Origin of the sequence: Micromonospora sp. NBC_01699 (assembly GCF_036250065.1) — a bacterium.
Classification (GTDB): Bacteria; Actinomycetota; Actinomycetes; order Mycobacteriales; family Micromonosporaceae; genus Micromonospora_G.
Map to the genome: position 1 here is coordinate 944,517 of NZ_CP109199.1, position 14,891 is coordinate 959,407.

Below are 14,891 nucleotides of genomic sequence, written 5' to 3' on the forward strand. Positions count from 1 at the left end.
CGGTCGGATACACACTCAGGCCAGTTCCAGGGCGGCCCGGACCATCGCCACCGTCGCGGCCTCGTCGGTCATCCAGAGCGGAGCGGCCCGGACGGTCAGCTCCGGCACCGTCGTCTCCGCGTCCGTCGTGTCCACCAGCCAGCCGTCGAGGATCCCGCCGGTGGCGCGGGCGCCGTACAGGGCGCCGACCCCGGCGGCGGTGACCGGCACGCCGAGCACCGACAGGCAACGGTCGGCCATGCCGCGTACCGGCGCGTCGCCGATGATCGGCGACACCCCGACCACCGGGGCCCGGCCGGCGGTCAGCGCCTCCCGCAGCCCCGGCACCGCGAGGATCGGGGCGATGCTCACCACCGGGTTGCTCGGCGCCACCAGCACCACGTCCGCCCCGGCGAGTGCGTCCAGCACGCCAGCCGCCGGTTTCGCCGCCTCGGCACCGACGAACACGAACCGGTGGGTCGGGATAGCACCACGGTGGCGTACCCACCACTCCTGGAAGTGGATCGCCCGCGTTCCGCCGCCGTCGGCCCCACTCTCGGTCGGCACGTCGACGACAACGTGCGTCTCCAGCCGGTCGTCGGTGGCCGGCAGCAGGCGTACGCCGGGCTGCCAGCGGGCGCAGAGCGCTTCCGTCACCGCGGAGAGCGGGTAACCGGCGTTGAGCATGGTCGTCCGGACCAGGTGGGTGGCCACATCCCGGTCACCCAGCCCGAACCAGCTCGGCTCGGCGCCGTACGCGGCGAGCTCGCTCTTGATCGTCCAGGTCTCGCCGACCCGTCCCCAGCCGCGCTCCGGATCGGCGCCACCACCCAGGGTGTACATGACGCTGTCCAGGTCGGGGCAGATCCGCAGCCCGTGCATGATCACGTCGTCGCCGACGTTGACCACCGCGGTCACCTCGTCGCCCGACTGCGCGGCGTACGCCCGTACGCCGGTCAGGAAGCGGGCCCCGCCGATGCCGCCGGTCAGTACCACGATGTGCATGGGTCCATCCTCGCTCACCCCGCGCGCCGAGCCGTGCAGCGGGTTGGCGGCTAGGCTCACCTGCGGCACCCGTCCGCACACCGCCCCAGGGGGAGCTTTGACCAGTCAGCCTGGGCCCGCGCCGACCGACTCGACGCAGGCCCGACAGATAACGCATCCACTGCGGGAGCCGGCGGCACTGGCTCTGGTGGGTGCCAACGCACTGTTGCTCTTCGTCGCGGTGATCAACCTGCTGATCCCGCGCGGCGAGGGCGACGAGTTCACCCGCCGGGCGGGGGGCAGCTTCGGCGACTTCGTCGGGCTCACCGCGATCCTGCTGCCGCTGCTCGCCGTGCTGATCGCCACGCACCTGCAACCGATCGTCGGCCAGGCCAAGCTGATCACCCAGATCGCCCTGGTCGAGTACGCCGTCTCCGCGCTGTTCGCGGTCGTCACCGTGCTCGCCTGGCTGGTCGGCACGCTGGCCGAGGGGGAGTTCCGGCAGGCCTTCACCGGGCTGCTGACCCAGATCGCCTTCCTGATGATCTTCGGGGTCGCCGCGTTCCTGGTCTTCAAGGTCTGGCGGACGCTCTACTACGTGCCCAAGCCCAAGCCGCAGCAGGGCTACTACGGCCAGCCCGGTTTTCCCCAGCAGGGGTTCCCGCAGCAGGGCTACCCCCAGGGCTACCCGCCCCAGGGTTACCCGCAGCCGGGCCAGCCCCAGCCGGGTCAGCCGCAGGGCTACCCCCAGGGTTACCCGCAGCCGGGGCAGCCGGGCTACCCGCAGGGTTACCCGCAGCAGGCGTACCCGCAGCCCGGTTACGGCCAGCCGACCGGCGGCTTCGGCGTACCGGCGCCGGCATCGGCACCGCCGGTCTCGGCGCCGCCCTCGGCTCCGACCTCCGGGGCCCAGGCACCGGTTCCGCCGGCCCAGGCGCAGGCACCCGTCGGATCGCCGTTCGCCGCCCCGACCTCGGCGCCGCCGGCCACCGGCGAGCCGACCCAGGTGATCGGACAGGCCCCGTCGGGCGACGACAACGCCGAGCGGACCCAGCTGATCAACCCGGCGAGCCAGCAGCCGACCGCCGGCGGTCAGCCGCCGGCCAGCCGGATCGACGGCGACGAGCCCACCGAGCCGTACCAGCGATGATCGACGGCGACGAGCCGTACCAGCGATGATCGTCGGCCGGGGTGGACACCGAGCAGCGGTGTCCACCCCGCCGATGTGACCGGGACCATGCGGTCATGTCGGCGGCACGGCCTAGGCTGCACAGGTGGCTGATCGCATCGACTCCGGTCCGACCGAGGCGAGCCTGCGGCGGGCGTTGCGGCGCGCCGCCGACGGCCGGGCCGTGGACACCGACGAGGCGGTCGCGTTGCTCACCGCGCGCGGCGACCTGCTGGACGAACTGCTCGGGGTCGCCGGTGCGATCCGGGACGCGGGTCTGCGCGATGCCGGGCGACCCGGCGTGGTCACGTACTCCAAAAAGGTTTTCATTCCGTTGACCCGGCTGTGCCGGGATCGCTGCCACTACTGCACCTTCGCGACCGTGCCGCACCGGCTGCCCGCCGCCTACCTCGACCGGGACGAGGTGCTGGCGATCGCCCGCGAGGGCGCCGCGCAGGGCTGCAAGGAAGCGCTGTTCACCCTCGGCGACCGCCCGGAGGAGCGCTGGCCGGCGGCCCGGCAGTGGCTGGACGAGCGCGGCTACGACTCCACACTCGACTACGTGCGGGCCAGCGCGGTGGCGGTGCTGGAGGAGACCGGCCTGCTGCCGCACCTCAACCCCGGCGTGCTCTCCTGGGCCGAGTTGCAGCGGCTCAAGCCGGTGGCGCCGAGCATGGGCATGATGCTGGAGACGACCGCCACCCGGCTCTGGTCCGAGCCGGGCGGTCCGCACTACGGCTCCCCGGACAAGGAACCCGCGGTCCGCCTGCGCGTGCTGGACGACGCCGGCCGGGTCGGGGTCCCGTTCACCACCGGTCTGCTGATCGGCATCGGCGAGACGCTGGCCGAGCGGGTCGACGCGCTGTTCGCGATCCGCCGCAGCGACCGCGAGTACGGCCACATTCAGGAAGTCATCGTGCAGAACTTCCGCGCCAAGCCGGACACGGCGATGCGCGGAATGCCCGACGCCGAGCTGCACGACCTGGCGGCGACGGTGGCGGTGGCCCGGGTGCTGCTCGGCCCGAAGGCCCGGATCCAGGCCCCACCGAACCTGATCGCCGGCGAGTTCGACCTGCTGCTGCGGGCCGGGATCGACGACTGGGGCGGCGTGTCGCCGGTGACCCCGGACCACGTCAACCCGGAGCGCCCCTGGCCGCAGATCGAGGAGCTGGCCCGGCGTACCGCCGCCGCCGGCTTCACCCTGCGGGAACGGCTCACCATCTACCCGGAGTACGTCCGTCGCGGCGACCCGTGGCTCGACCCGAGGATCGGGCCGCACGTGAGCGCGCTGGCCGACCCGGCGACCGGGCTCGCGGTCGAGGCGGCGCTGCCGGTCGGTCGGCCCTGGCAGGAGCCGGACGACGCGTACGTGCCGGGCGGCCGGACCGACCTGCACACCACCATCGACACCAGCGGGCGGACCGAGGACCGGCGCGGCGACTTCGACAGCGTCTACGGCGACTGGGCGCAGCTCGCGGCCCAGGTCAACGAGAGCGCGGCGGCGGTGGCCGGGCAGTCCGGGGGTGCCGCGTCCCGGCTGCCCGCCGACCTGCTGGCCGGGCTGGGGCTGGCCGCGAACGACCCGGCCGCCCTGTTGGAGCCGAAGAACGAGGACGCCGCGATGGCGCTGTTCGGCGCCGACGGCGCGGCCCTGGACGAGCTGTGCCGGCTGGCCGACGACGTACGCCGGTCGGCCGTCGGGGACGACATCACGTACGTCGTCAACCGCAACATCAACTTTAGTAATGTCTGTTATGTCGGGTGCAGGTTTTGTGCCTTCGCCCAACGCGAGAAGGACGCCGACGCGTTCCGCCTCTCCGTCGAGCAGGTCGCCGACCGGGCCGAGGAAGCCTGGCAGGCCGGCGCGACCGAGGTCTGCATGCAGGGCGGCATCGACCCGAAACTGCCGGTCAGCGTGTACGCCGACATCGTCCGTGCGGTCAAGGCGCGGGTGCCGGGCATGCACGTGCACGCGTACTCGCCGATGGAGATCGTCACCGCGGCGGCCAAGGCGGGCGTGTCCGTACGGGACTGGCTCACCCAGCTGCGCGACGCCGGGCTCGACACCATTCCGGGCACCGCCGCCGAGATCCTCGACGACGACGTGCGCTGGGTGCTGACCAAGGGCAAACTGCCGGCCGCCACCTGGGTCGAGGTGGTCAGCACCGCCCACGAGCTGGGCATCCGGTCCAGCTCAACCATGATGTACGGCCACGTCGACCACCCCGGGCAGTGGCTCGGGCACTTCCGGGTGCTGGCCGGGATCCAGGACCGTACCGGCGGCTTCACCGAGTTCGTGGGCCTGCCGTTCGTGCACACCAACGCCCCGATCTACCTCGCCGGCATCGCCCGCCCCGGCCCCACCTGGCGGGAGAACCGGGTGGTGCACGCGATGGCCCGGCTGCTGCTGCACGGGCGGATCGACAACATCCAGTGCTCCTGGGTGAAGCTCGGCGACGAGGGCACGGTGGAGATGCTCCGGGGCGGCTGCAACGACCTCGGCGGCACGCTGATGGAGGAGACGATCTCCCGGATGGCCGGTTCCGACAACGGCTCCGCCCGTACGGTGGCGCAGTTGGAGGCCATCGCGGCGGCGGCCGGGCGGCCGGCCCGTCGGCGGACCACGGCCTACGGGCACACTGCCTGATTCCCGACCGGGTCTGCCCGGATCGCCGTCCCGATGACTGGACGGGGACGGTCGGATCCAGGGTTGGATATCCGACACTTCGCGGGCGACACGCCGACCGACTCCTTGGCGTGTCCCATCGCGCCACGCCGGATTTCGGCGGCAACTCGCCGATGAGGCGTTACTCCCGCCGGTCTCAATCGGTAGGGCAGGCGGCGAGACCGGAAGGCCCCGCAGGTCGTCCGAGCCGTACCGGAAGGGTGACCCCATTTATCAGGTTCGGCTTGACGACGCACGCATTACACCCGTGTAATTTCAGTGGGGTCGTTCGAACGGAGCGCATCAAACTGCCACCGTACGGACAAAAACACGCCTTCCGCGTGGGGGGTTGCGCCGGCCTCGTTGCCGGCGCGCGATAAGGAGGCATCTGATGGACGGCCGACTCGAGGTGGCCGACCTGCTCGGGAATGCGCCGGAGTGGCAGGAGCGAGCGCTCTGCTCGCAGACTGACCCGGAGGCGTTCTTTCCCGAGAAGGGCGGCTCGACCCGTGAGGCAAAGCGGATCTGCTCGCGCTGCGACGTCAAGGCCGAATGCCTGGAATACGCGCTCGGGCACGACGAACGGTTCGGCATCTGGGGCGGACTCTCCGAGCGGGAGCGCCGCAAGCTCAAGCGTCGGGTGGCCTGACGTACGCCGGCCGGGCGGTGGGGGCCGCCCGGCTCAGGCTAGCTCGTCCGGATCGACGCCGAGCAGGTTCGCGACCTGTTCGATGATCACGTCGTGGACGAGGTCGGCCAGGTCCTCCCGGTCCATGGCCCGGAACTCCAGCGGTCGGCGGTACAGCACGATCCGGGGCGGCACCTCCTGCCGACCCGGACGGCCCGGCAGCAGCCGCGCCAGCGGCACCTCGCCGTCCTCCAGCACGTCGGAGTCGTACACGTTCAGATCCGGGGGTACGTCCTCGACGGCGAACTCGACACCCGCCAGCTCCTTGGCGAACCGCCGCTCAAGGGTTTCCACGGTGTCCAGCACGAGATCGTCGAAGATCTCGGCCTTGGTACGCGCCAGCGGCACCGTCGCCGGCACCAGCCGACCGCGCAGGCCCCGGCCGTGGCGGTCCCGGCGGGTACGCCGCCCGGGGCCCGGCCGGCGATGCTCCGGACTGGTCATGTGCACAGGGTAGACCCAGGTTGGGTGGATCCCGGATTGCGGATCACCTCGTGTCGGGACCGGGATCGAGTCCGGTTCGCGCCGTTGCCCGAATTGTGGCCAGGACGGTCGGCGTGTCGTACCGGCAAGCGGTGTGTTGGAGGCGGTAAGAGAGATACCGTGCCGCCGTGAGGTCACCACGGCGTTGTTCGCGCAACGGCTGCCCCCGGCAGGCCGTCGCCACGCTGACCTATGTCTACAACGAGTCGACCGCCGTGGTGGGACCGCTGGCCGCCTTCGCCGAGCCGCACACGTACGACCTCTGTGAGCAGCACGCCCGCAGCCTGACCGCCCCGCGCGGCTGGGAGGTGGTTCGGCACGAGGGCGAGTTCGAGCCACCGCCGCCGACCACCGACGACCTGGTCGCGCTCGCCGAGGCCGTCCGCGAGGCGGCCCGCCCGATCCAGCCGCGTCAGGACGAGGTCGACATCGACCTGCCGCCGGGGCAGCAGACCGGCCGGCGCGGACACCTCCGGGTCATCCCGCCCACCCACTGAGCTGTCCCGCTCCCCACCCGTGGGTTGGTCATGCCCGCTCCCGTCCGTTGGCGAGGGGCCCTTCCCTCAGCCCAGGAGACGGTTGACGAGGGCGGCCCGGCGGGAGGCGCTACCGCTGCGGCTCTCGGCCGCGTCCGCCGCGTTTGTCAGGCGCAGGCCCGCGTTCACCCCGAGCCAGCGCAGCGGCTCCGGTTCCCAGCGGCGCGACCGGTGCCCCACCCACGGCAGCGCGGTCAGCTCGCTCGGCACACCGAGGATCAGGTCGGCGAGCGTACGCCCGGCGAGGTTGGTGGTCGCCACCCCGTCGCCGACGTAGCCGCCGGCCCAGCCGAGCCCGGTGGAGCGGTCCAGCCCGACCGAGGTCGACCAGTCCCGGGCCACCCCGAGCGGTCCACCCCACCGGTGACTGATCGCCACCTCCGGCCCGAGCACCGGGAAGAGTTCGGCCAGGCAGTCCCGCAGCGCGTCGAAGATCCGTGGCTCACGGTCGTACTCGGGCCGCACCCGCGACCGGAAGTGGTACGGCGCACCGCGACCACCGAAGGCGAGCCGGTCGTCGGCGGTCCGCTGACCATAGATGATCATGTGCCGGAAGTCGGAGAAGGTTTCCCGCTCGGCCAGCCCGATCCGGTCCCACGCCGGCGCCGGCAGCGGCTCGGTGGCCACCATCAGCGAGTAGATCGGGGCCAGCGTGCGCCGGTGACCGGGCAGGCCGGCGGTGTAGCCCTCGGTCGCCCGGATCACGATCGGCGCCCTGACCGTGCCGGCGGGGGTCCGCACCCGGCCCGGCCCGATCGAGGTGACCGGGGTGCGCTCGTGGACACGTACGCCGTGTTGCCGCACCGCGCGGACCAGGCCACGGGCCAGCTTGGCCGGGTGGATCGCGGCGCAGTGCGGGGTGAAGGTGGCGCCGAGCACGCCCTCGGCGTTGCACCGGGTGGCCGCCTCGGTCGGGCCGAGCAGGGCGAGGTGGGACTCGTCGAAGCCGTACTCGCGGGCCTCGTCCACCTCGGCCGTGGCTCGGGCGAGTTGGGCCGGGGTGCGGGCCAGGGTGACCGTGCCGCCCCGAAACCAGTCGCAGTCGATGCCCTCGGCGGCGGTCACCCGCCCGACCTCGTCCACGGTCGCCTGCATCGCCCGCTGCATGGCGATCGCCGCGTCCCGCCCGTGCCGGCGGGCGAGCTTCGCCGTCGTGGTGGCGAACAGCGCCGAGCACCAGCCACCGTTGCGCCCGGAGGCGCCGTAGCCGGCAATTTCCTTTTCCAGTACGGCGATCCGCAGCGACGGATCGGCAACGGCCAGGTAGTACGCCGTCCAGAGCCCGGTGTAACCGGCGCCGACGATGGCCACGTCGGCGTCCCGGTCGCCGGTCAGCGGGTCGTCTGGCGCCAGCTCGCCTTCTACTGTGGACATCCAGTAGGAGATGTCCCGGTAGCTCACACCAACCGCCACGCCTCGGTCAGCACGCCGCGCAGGATCTGCTCGATCTCGTCAAACTGGCGCTGGTCGGCGATCAGCGGCGGGGCGAGCTGCACCACCGGATCACCCCGGTCGTCGGCCCGGCAGTAGAGCCCGGCCTCGAACAGCGCGGTGGACAGGAAACCGCGTAGCAGCCGCTCGGACTCCGCCTCGTCAAACGTCTCCCTGGTCGTCTTGTCCTTGACCAGCTCGATGCCGTAGAAGTAGCCGTCGCCCCGGATGTCGCCGACGATCGGCAGGTCGTTCAACCGCTCCAGAGTGGACCGGAATGCGTCCTCGTTCTTCCGTACGTGGCCGACCAGGTCCTCGCGGGCGAACACGTCGAGGTTGGCCAGCGCGACGGCACAGGAGACCGGGTGCCCGCCGAAGGTGACGCCGTGGGCGAACATCTCGGTGCCGGCGAGGAACGGTTCGATCAGCCGGTCGCTGGCGATCATCGCGCCGAGCGGGGCGTACCCGGAGGTGATGCCCTTGGCGGTGGTGATCATGTCGGGCTGGTAGCCGTACCGCTGGGCGCCGAAGTACTCACCCAACCGGCCCCAGGAGCAGATCACCTCGTCGGAGACGAGCAGTACGTCGTACTGGTCGCAGATCTCGCGTACCCGATCGAAGTAACCCGGCGGCGGCGGGAAGCAGCCGCCGGAGTTCTGCACCGGTTCCAGGAACACTGCGGCGACGGTGTCCGGCCCCTCCCGTTCGATCGCCCGGCCGATCTCGTCGGCGGCCCAGCGGCCGAACGCCTCCGGGTCGTCGCCGTGCTCCGGCGCGCGGTAGAAGTTGGTGTTCGGCACCTTGATCGCGCCCGGCACCAGCGGCTCGAAGTCGGTCTTGATGCCCGGCAGCCCGGTGATCGACAGCGCCCCCATCGACGTCCCGTGGTACGCGATGTACCGGCTGATCACCTTGTACTTGTTCGGCTTCCCGGTGCGCTTGAAGTAGGCGCGGGCCAGCTTCCACGCCGACTCCACGGCCTCGGACCCACCGGTGGTGAAGAACACCCGGTTCAGGTCGCCCGGAGTCAGCGAGGCGATCCGCTCGGCCAACTCGATAGCGGTCGGGTGCGCGTACGACCAGAGCGGAAAGTACGCCAGCTCGGCGGCCTGCTTGGCGGCTGCCTCGGCGAGTTCGGTACGGCCGTGGCCGGCGTTGACCACGAACAGTCCGGCCAGCCCGTCGAGGTAGCGGCGCCCCTGGCTGTCCCAGACGTACGCACCCTCGCCCCGGACGATGGTCGGCACCTCCGCGTCGCGGTAGCTCGACATCCGGGTGAAGTGCATCCAGAGGTGGTCGGTGGCGTTGGCCATGGCTGCCTGCCCCTGTTCCGTGATCGGGCCGGATCCCGGCCGCTGTGACCACGGTTATCGCACAGGTCCCGGCCGTGACGCAAGGGTTAACGCCACTCATTCGCGATCACGGCAACGGTTTCTGTGGGTTGCGCTGTTGTCGGCAACGAAATCCGTAGGTGCTGGTGAAGGGCTGGGTGTCGCTGTTGAGAGATGTCCGTCTGGACACCTGTAGGGCCTTTGTGGGGCGGTTCGTGGGCTCCCGGCTGATCCGGTCTGATCCATGAATGCCCAGCTCCTGCCCCATAAATGATCGATGTTCGGCGTGTTGCTCGGCGGGACGGATATTGATCTCCGTCATCGATCTGGTGCTGGGGGCGTTCACAAAACCGAGAGAGGGGCCGGGCGATGAACGAGGTTCTGCGGTTGGCGATGGCGAAGGCGGGCGTGACCGCCGACTCGCTTGCCGGGCGGGTGCAGGTCGATCCGAAGACGGCGGCGCGGTGGGTGGCGGTGGGGCGGATCCCGCATCCACGTACCAGGGTGGCGGTGGCGAAGATTCTCGGCCGGGACCCCGCCGAGCTGTGGCCCGACCCGTTCCGGCGGCGGGACATGCCATGGTTCCGCCAGTGGGCCGAGGTCGAACCAGACGCCGTCGCGATGTGGGCGTATCAGCCGCTGCTCGTGCCGGGCCTGCTCCAGACCGAGGCGTACGCCCGCGCGATGCTCAACGTGGGCCGGGTGCTGCCGCCGGAGACGGTGGAGCAGATCGTGGCGAGCTGACTCAAGCGGCAGTGGATCCTGTCGCGCGACCAGCCGCCGCAGTTCCACGTAGTGATCGACGAGGTGGTGCTCCGGCGGCTGCTCGGCAGCCGGGACCTCATGCGCGAGCAGCTCGAACACCTGGCGAAGATGGCCGAGCAGCCGTTTGTCCAGCTCCGCGTCATCCCCAGCGACACACCGTGGCACACCGGGCTGGCTGGTCCGTTCGTCCTCGCCCAGCTCAGGGACGGCAAGGAGTTGGCCTACCTGGACAATCAGCTCCGAGGTCAGATCGAGAAGGAGGCGTCCGACATTGTTATGCTCAAAAAGCGTTGGGACAGCCTGACCGGTGAAGCGCTGTCTCGACGGCAGACGATCGCTCTGATCAGGGATGTGGCGCAGACATGGACATGACCGACGCCCGCTGGCGCACCTCCACCCGCAGCAGCAACAACGGTGGGGACTGCGTCGAAGTGGCGGACAACCTGCCCGGACGGGTCCTGGTCCGGGACACCAAGAACCGCGAAGGCGGCATCCTCAGCTTCGCCCCCGCCGCATGGCAAGCCTTCGTGGCCCTGACAAAACAGCACTGACCCCTCGATCTCCACCGCACGCCCCCGCCGCCGACCCCTCGGCGCGGGGGCGTCGCCGTGCCGGGAGCGTTACCGTCCGCGTGTCGCCGCGACCGGGCCGCATAACGCGGAAAGTTCCTACATCAGAGATTGCGTACGTACACCATCTCCGATGTACGTCCCAAACGCGTCACGCCTCCCAGCGCGCAACACGCCGCCCCCGCCCCGCCCCGCCGCGCCCCCGCCCCGCCCCGCCCCGCCGAGCGAAGTTGACCATGAAGTTAGCGACAGAAATCGGCCTTGAAACCGTCGCTAACTTCATGATCAACGGGGTTTGGTGGGGGTGGGGTTGGGGGTGGGGGTGGGGGGTTAGGCGGTGCCCCAGGAGTAGGTTTGTTTGCGGAGTTTTAGGTAGACGAAAGCCTCCGTCGAGACGACGCCGGGGACGGCGCGTAGGCGTTGCAGGATCTCCAGGAGGTGGTCGTCGTTGCGGCAGACGACCTCGGTGAGCAGGTCGAATGAGCCGGCGGTGATGACCACGTAGTCGACCTCGTCCAGCTCGGCCAGGCGATCCGCCACCTGTTCCAGGTCGCCGTCGGTTTTCAGGCCGATCATCGCTTGGCGGGGGAAGCCGAGCTGGAGTGGGTCGGTCACGGCGACGATCTGCATCACCCCGGCGTCGAGCAGGCGTTGCACCCGCTGGCGTACCGCCGCCTCGGAGAGGCCGACCGCCCGGCCGATGGTCGCGTACGCCCGGCGCCCGTCCTCCTGCAACTGCTCGATGATCTGTTTCGCGACGTCGTCGAGCAGCACATGATTGGCACCTTCGCGTACGGTGACTCGTCGTGCGCGGCGATCGTCGGCGGGCCCGTTGACCATCTTTCCCCCAGTCGCTGACCAGGCATTGGATGCCTGTTGTGTTACCACGGTGAGTCTGGCGCATTTCGTTGCGAACAGCTACTTCCGCGACGGAATCCCTTGTAACAAGCGGTGCCGCATGCCAGGATCGTCGTCACATTGGATCAGTCGCGATGACATCCGGCCGGCGGGCGCCACCCCCCACGTTCCGCACGCTGGCTCGACCCCCGAGGAGCCGTCATGCGTAACCGTTTCCGCCCACCGCCGCCCGGCGTTTCCGGTCTGACGCTGCTGCCCGGTGTCTCCCGCCGGACCCTGCTGCACGGTGCCGCCGGCTCGGCGGCGCTGCTCGCCGCCGGTGGCGCGCTCAGCGCCTGCGGCACCAAGGGCGCGCAGCAGACCGAGGCCGGCTGTGTCAGCGAGGACCTTTCCGGCAGCGAGAAGACGCTCGCCTTCTCCAACTGGCCGCAGTATCTCGACGTTGACGAGGCCGACGAGTCGAAGCGGCCCACCCTCGACGCGTTCCAGGCCAAGTCCGGCATAAAGGTCACGTACACCGAGGACATCAACGACAACAATGAGTTCTTCGGCAAGGTGCAGAACCAGCTTGCCGCCTGCCAGTCGACCGGGCGCGACATCATCGTGCTCACCGACTGGATGGCCGCCCGGGTGATCCGGCTCGGCTGGGTGCAGAAGCTGGACAAGACCAAGCTGCCCAACGTCGAGAAGAACCTGCTCGCCTCTCTGCGCGGGCGCTCCTTCGACCCGAACAACGAGTACGCCCTGCCGTGGCAGTCCGGCCTGTCCGGGCTCGCCTACAACGGCAGTGTCACCAAGGAGATCCGTACGGTCGACGAACTGCTCACCCGGCCCGACCTCAAGGGCAAGGTGACCGCGTTGAGCGAGATGCGCGACACCATGGGCCTGTTGTTGCAGTCCAACGGGCACGACCCGGCGAAGTTCACCGACGCCCAGTTCGACGACGCGCTGGCCAAGTTGCAGAAGGCCGTCGACAGCGGGCAGATCCGCCGGTTCACCGGCAACGACTACGCGCCCGAGCTGGCCAAGGGTGACGTGGCGGCGTGCATCGGCTGGTCCGGTGACGTCATCCAGCTCTCGGCCGAGAACGACAAAATCCAGTTCGTGGCGCCGGACTCGGGCGTGATGCTCTTTTCCGACAACATGGAGGTGCCGAACAAGGCGACCCACAGGGGCAACGCCGAGGCACTGATCGACTACTACTACGACCCGGCCGTGGCCGCCCAGGTCGCCGCGTACGTCAACTACATCTGCCCGGTCGAGGGTGCCCAGGCGGAGATGGAGAAGATCGACCCGGAGCTGGCCGCCAACCCGCTGATCTTCCCGGACGCGGCGCTGCTGGCCAAGGCGAAGGTCTTCATGGCGCTGACCGAGGCCCAGGAACGTGCCTACGAGGGCAAGTTCCAGCAGGTCATCGGCGCGTAACCGGCGATGACCAAAGAAACCACAGAACAGGCGGCCGGCGACCTGCGCCTGGTCAACGTGAGCAAGCGGTACGGCGTCTTCACCGCGGTCGACGACCTCAGTTTGACCGTGCCGCAGGGGTCGTTCTTCGCCCTGCTCGGCGCCTCCGGCTGCGGCAAGACCACCACCCTGCGCATGGTCGCCGGGCTGACCGAGCCGACCAGCGGGCAGGTGCTGCTCGGCGAGCAGGACATCAGCCGGCTGCGGCCGTACAGGCGGCCGGTCAACACGGTGTTCCAGAGCTACGCGCTCTTCCCGCACCTGGACATCTTCGAGAACGTCGCCTTCGGCCTGCGCCGCCGCAAGGTCCGCGAGGTGACTGAGCAGGTGCACCGGATGCTTGCCCTGGTGCAGCTCGGCGGCTACGCCAAGCGCCAGCCGGCGCAGCTCTCCGGCGGGCAGCAGCAGCGGGTGGCGCTGGCCCGAGCGCTGATCAACCGGCCCCAGGTGCTGCTGCTCGACGAACCACTCGGTGCGCTGGACCTCAAGCTGCGCCGGCAGATGCAGCTCGAACTCAAGCGGATCCAGACCGAGGTCGGTATCACCTTCGTGCACGTCACGCACGACCAGGAGGAGGCCATGACGATGGCCGACACGGTCGCGGTGATGAACGCGGGGAAAATCGAACAACTGGGCGCCCCGGCCGACCTCTACGAGTTCCCGGCCACCGCGTTCGTCGCGAACTTCCTCGGCCAGTCCAACCTGCTGGCGGGCGAGGCCGCCGGGGCCGCCGGGGACGAGGTTCCGGTCGAGGCGTACGGCTCGCGTTTCTCGGTGCCCGCGGCCAGGTCACGGGTCGACCGGGGACCGGTCTACCTCGGCGTACGTCCGGAGAAGTTGCACCTGGTCGGAGCCGAGGATCCGGTCCCCGCCGGCCATCAGCAGATCAGTGGCGTGGTCAGCGACGCCGCCTATCTCGGGGTGAGCACCCAGTACCAGGTGCGCACCGGATGGGGCACCGAACTGTCGGTCTTCGTGGCGAACAGCGGCGCCACCAGCGTGCTGCCGGTCGGCTCGGACGTGGTGGCGCACTGGCGCGGCGAACACGCCTTCCTGCTGCCCCGCGAACCCGGCGCGGCCGACCAGACCGCACCGATCCTCGACACTCCCGCCGAGCCTCCGTCATGAACAGGAAGTGGCTGCCGTACCTGCTGCTGTTGCCGGGCGGGCTGTGGCTGCTGCTGTTCTTCGTCGTACCGGTGCTGCAACTCGGCGCCGCGAGCCTCTACGATCCGGCCGGCTCGCTCGCCACCGGGTACGCGATGACCTGGGCGTTCGGCAACTACTCCGACGTGCTTGTCGCCTACTGGCCGCAGTTCGTCAGATCGTTCGCGTACGCCGGCATCGCCACCGTGCTCGCGATTCTGCTCGGCTACCCGCTGGCGTACGCGATAGCGCAGCGCGCCGGGCGGTGGCGCAACCTGCTGCTGGTCTGCGTCATCGCGCCGATGTTCACCAGTTTCCTGGTCCGCACCCTGGCCTGGAAGACCATCCTGTCCGACAACGGTGCCCTGGTCGGGCTGCTGCGCGACCTGCACCTGCTCGGCGCCGACGGGCGGCTGTTGGCCACCCCGTTCGCGGTGGTGCTCGGGCTGACGTACAACTTCCTGCCGTTCCTGGTGCTGCCGCTCTACGCCAGCCTGGAACGGCTCGACGGTCGGCTGCTGGAGGCGGCGAAGGACCTGTACGCGGGCCCGGTACGCACCTTCCGTACCGTTGTGCTGCCGCTGTCCATGCCCGGACTGGTCGCCGGCACCCTGCTCTTCTTCATCCCCGCCAGCGGCGACTACATCAACGCCGAACTGCTCGGTACGCCGAACGAGTACATGATCGGCAACGTGATCGACTCCGCGTTCCTGGTCCGGCTCGACTATCCGCAGGGCGCGGCCCTCTCCTTCCTGCTGATGGCGGCGATCCTGGCGATCGTCTTCGTCTACCTGCGCCGCTCCGGCACCGAGGAGATGATCTGA

Annotated in this window: 13 protein-coding genes and 1 pseudogene; 9 read left to right on the plus strand and 5 right to left on the minus strand. The window is 70.1% G+C overall.

What is annotated here, in order from left to right; translation table 11 throughout:
- Positions 1 to 15: 15 nt before the first annotated feature.
- Positions 16 to 984: a 2-phospho-L-lactate transferase gene (cofD, locus tag OG792_RS04280; RefSeq protein WP_329107524.1), complete on the minus strand. Its 969-nt coding sequence runs from the start codon at positions 982 to 984 to the stop codon at positions 16 to 18.
- Between the two features lie 97 nt (positions 985 to 1,081).
- On the opposite strand from cofD, the gene OG792_RS04285 reads away from it, so the two are divergent.
- From OG792_RS04285 to OG792_RS04295, 3 genes are all read left to right on the plus strand, one after another.
- Positions 1,082 to 2,113: a hypothetical protein gene (locus tag OG792_RS04285; protein WP_329107526.1), complete on the plus strand. Its 1,032-nt coding sequence runs from the start codon at positions 1,082 to 1,084 to the stop codon at positions 2,111 to 2,113.
- Between the two features lie 124 nt (positions 2,114 to 2,237).
- A complete protein-coding gene (locus OG792_RS04290) occupies positions 2,238 to 4,778 on the plus strand; it encodes a bifunctional FO biosynthesis protein CofGH (RefSeq protein ID WP_329107527.1) in 2,541 nt (846 codons plus the stop codon).
- A 409-nt stretch (positions 4,779 to 5,187) separates the two neighbouring features.
- Positions 5,188 to 5,445: a WhiB family transcriptional regulator gene (locus tag OG792_RS04295; RefSeq protein ID WP_091555113.1), complete on the plus strand. Its 258-nt coding sequence runs from the start codon at positions 5,188 to 5,190 to the stop codon at positions 5,443 to 5,445.
- Positions 5,446 to 5,478: 33 nt separating this feature from the next.
- Here OG792_RS04295 and OG792_RS04300 read toward each other — a convergent pair whose 3' ends face one another.
- On the minus strand, positions 5,479 to 5,928 hold the full coding sequence (locus OG792_RS04300; protein ID WP_329107531.1) for a metallopeptidase family protein: 450 nt from the start codon (positions 5,926 to 5,928) through the stop codon (positions 5,479 to 5,481).
- A 167-nt stretch (positions 5,929 to 6,095) separates the two neighbouring features.
- On the opposite strand from OG792_RS04300, the gene OG792_RS04305 reads away from it, so the two are divergent.
- Positions 6,096 to 6,464 (plus strand): DUF3499 domain-containing protein, encoded by a 369-nt coding sequence (locus tag OG792_RS04305; protein WP_329107534.1) that lies wholly within the window; start codon positions 6,096 to 6,098, stop codon positions 6,462 to 6,464.
- A 66-nt stretch (positions 6,465 to 6,530) separates the two neighbouring features.
- Here the strand turns inward: OG792_RS04305 and OG792_RS04310 are convergent, their stop codons facing one another.
- Positions 6,531 to 7,877, minus strand: coding sequence for an NAD(P)/FAD-dependent oxidoreductase (locus tag OG792_RS04310; protein ID WP_329111114.1), 1,347 nt, complete (start codon positions 7,875 to 7,877; stop codon positions 6,531 to 6,533).
- Between the two features lie 23 nt (positions 7,878 to 7,900).
- Positions 7,901 to 9,247: an aspartate aminotransferase family protein gene (locus OG792_RS04315; RefSeq protein WP_329107536.1), complete on the minus strand. Its 1,347-nt coding sequence runs from the start codon at positions 9,245 to 9,247 to the stop codon at positions 7,901 to 7,903.
- A gap of 387 nt (positions 9,248 to 9,634) precedes the next feature.
- Between OG792_RS04315 and OG792_RS04320 the strand changes: the two are divergent.
- Both OG792_RS04320 and OG792_RS04325 read left to right on the plus strand, forming a co-directional pair.
- Positions 9,635 to 10,402 (plus strand): annotated as a pseudogene (locus OG792_RS04320) (Scr1 family TA system antitoxin-like transcriptional regulator).
- Entirely contained in the window at positions 10,399 to 10,581 is a 183-nt protein-coding gene (locus OG792_RS04325; protein WP_329111115.1) for a DUF397 domain-containing protein, read from the plus strand. The pseudogene OG792_RS04320 and the gene OG792_RS04325 overlap by 4 nt, the downstream one beginning before the upstream one ends.
- Positions 10,582 to 10,929: 348 nt before the next feature.
- Here the strand turns inward: OG792_RS04325 and OG792_RS04330 are convergent, their stop codons facing one another.
- On the minus strand, positions 10,930 to 11,439 hold the full coding sequence (locus OG792_RS04330; RefSeq protein WP_329107538.1) for an Lrp/AsnC family transcriptional regulator: 510 nt from the start codon (positions 11,437 to 11,439) through the stop codon (positions 10,930 to 10,932).
- Between the two features lie 219 nt (positions 11,440 to 11,658).
- On the opposite strand from OG792_RS04330, the gene OG792_RS04335 reads away from it, so the two are divergent.
- Genes OG792_RS04335 through OG792_RS04345 form a run of 3 tightly spaced genes read left to right on the plus strand, consistent with a single transcriptional unit; the run spans position 11,659 to position 14,891 of the window.
- Complete coding sequence (locus OG792_RS04335; protein ID WP_329107540.1) at positions 11,659 to 12,882, plus strand: polyamine ABC transporter substrate-binding protein; 1,224 nt, start codon at positions 11,659 to 11,661, stop codon at positions 12,880 to 12,882.
- Positions 12,883 to 12,888: 6 nt separating this feature from the next.
- Positions 12,889 to 14,049: an ABC transporter ATP-binding protein gene (locus OG792_RS04340; RefSeq protein WP_329107542.1), complete on the plus strand. Its 1,161-nt coding sequence runs from the start codon at positions 12,889 to 12,891 to the stop codon at positions 14,047 to 14,049.
- The gene (locus OG792_RS04345) at positions 14,046 to 14,891 is read left to right on the plus strand and encodes an ABC transporter permease (protein ID WP_329107543.1); all 846 of its coding nucleotides are present in this window, start codon (positions 14,046 to 14,048) and stop codon (positions 14,889 to 14,891) included. The genes OG792_RS04340 and OG792_RS04345 overlap by 4 nt, the downstream gene beginning before the upstream one ends.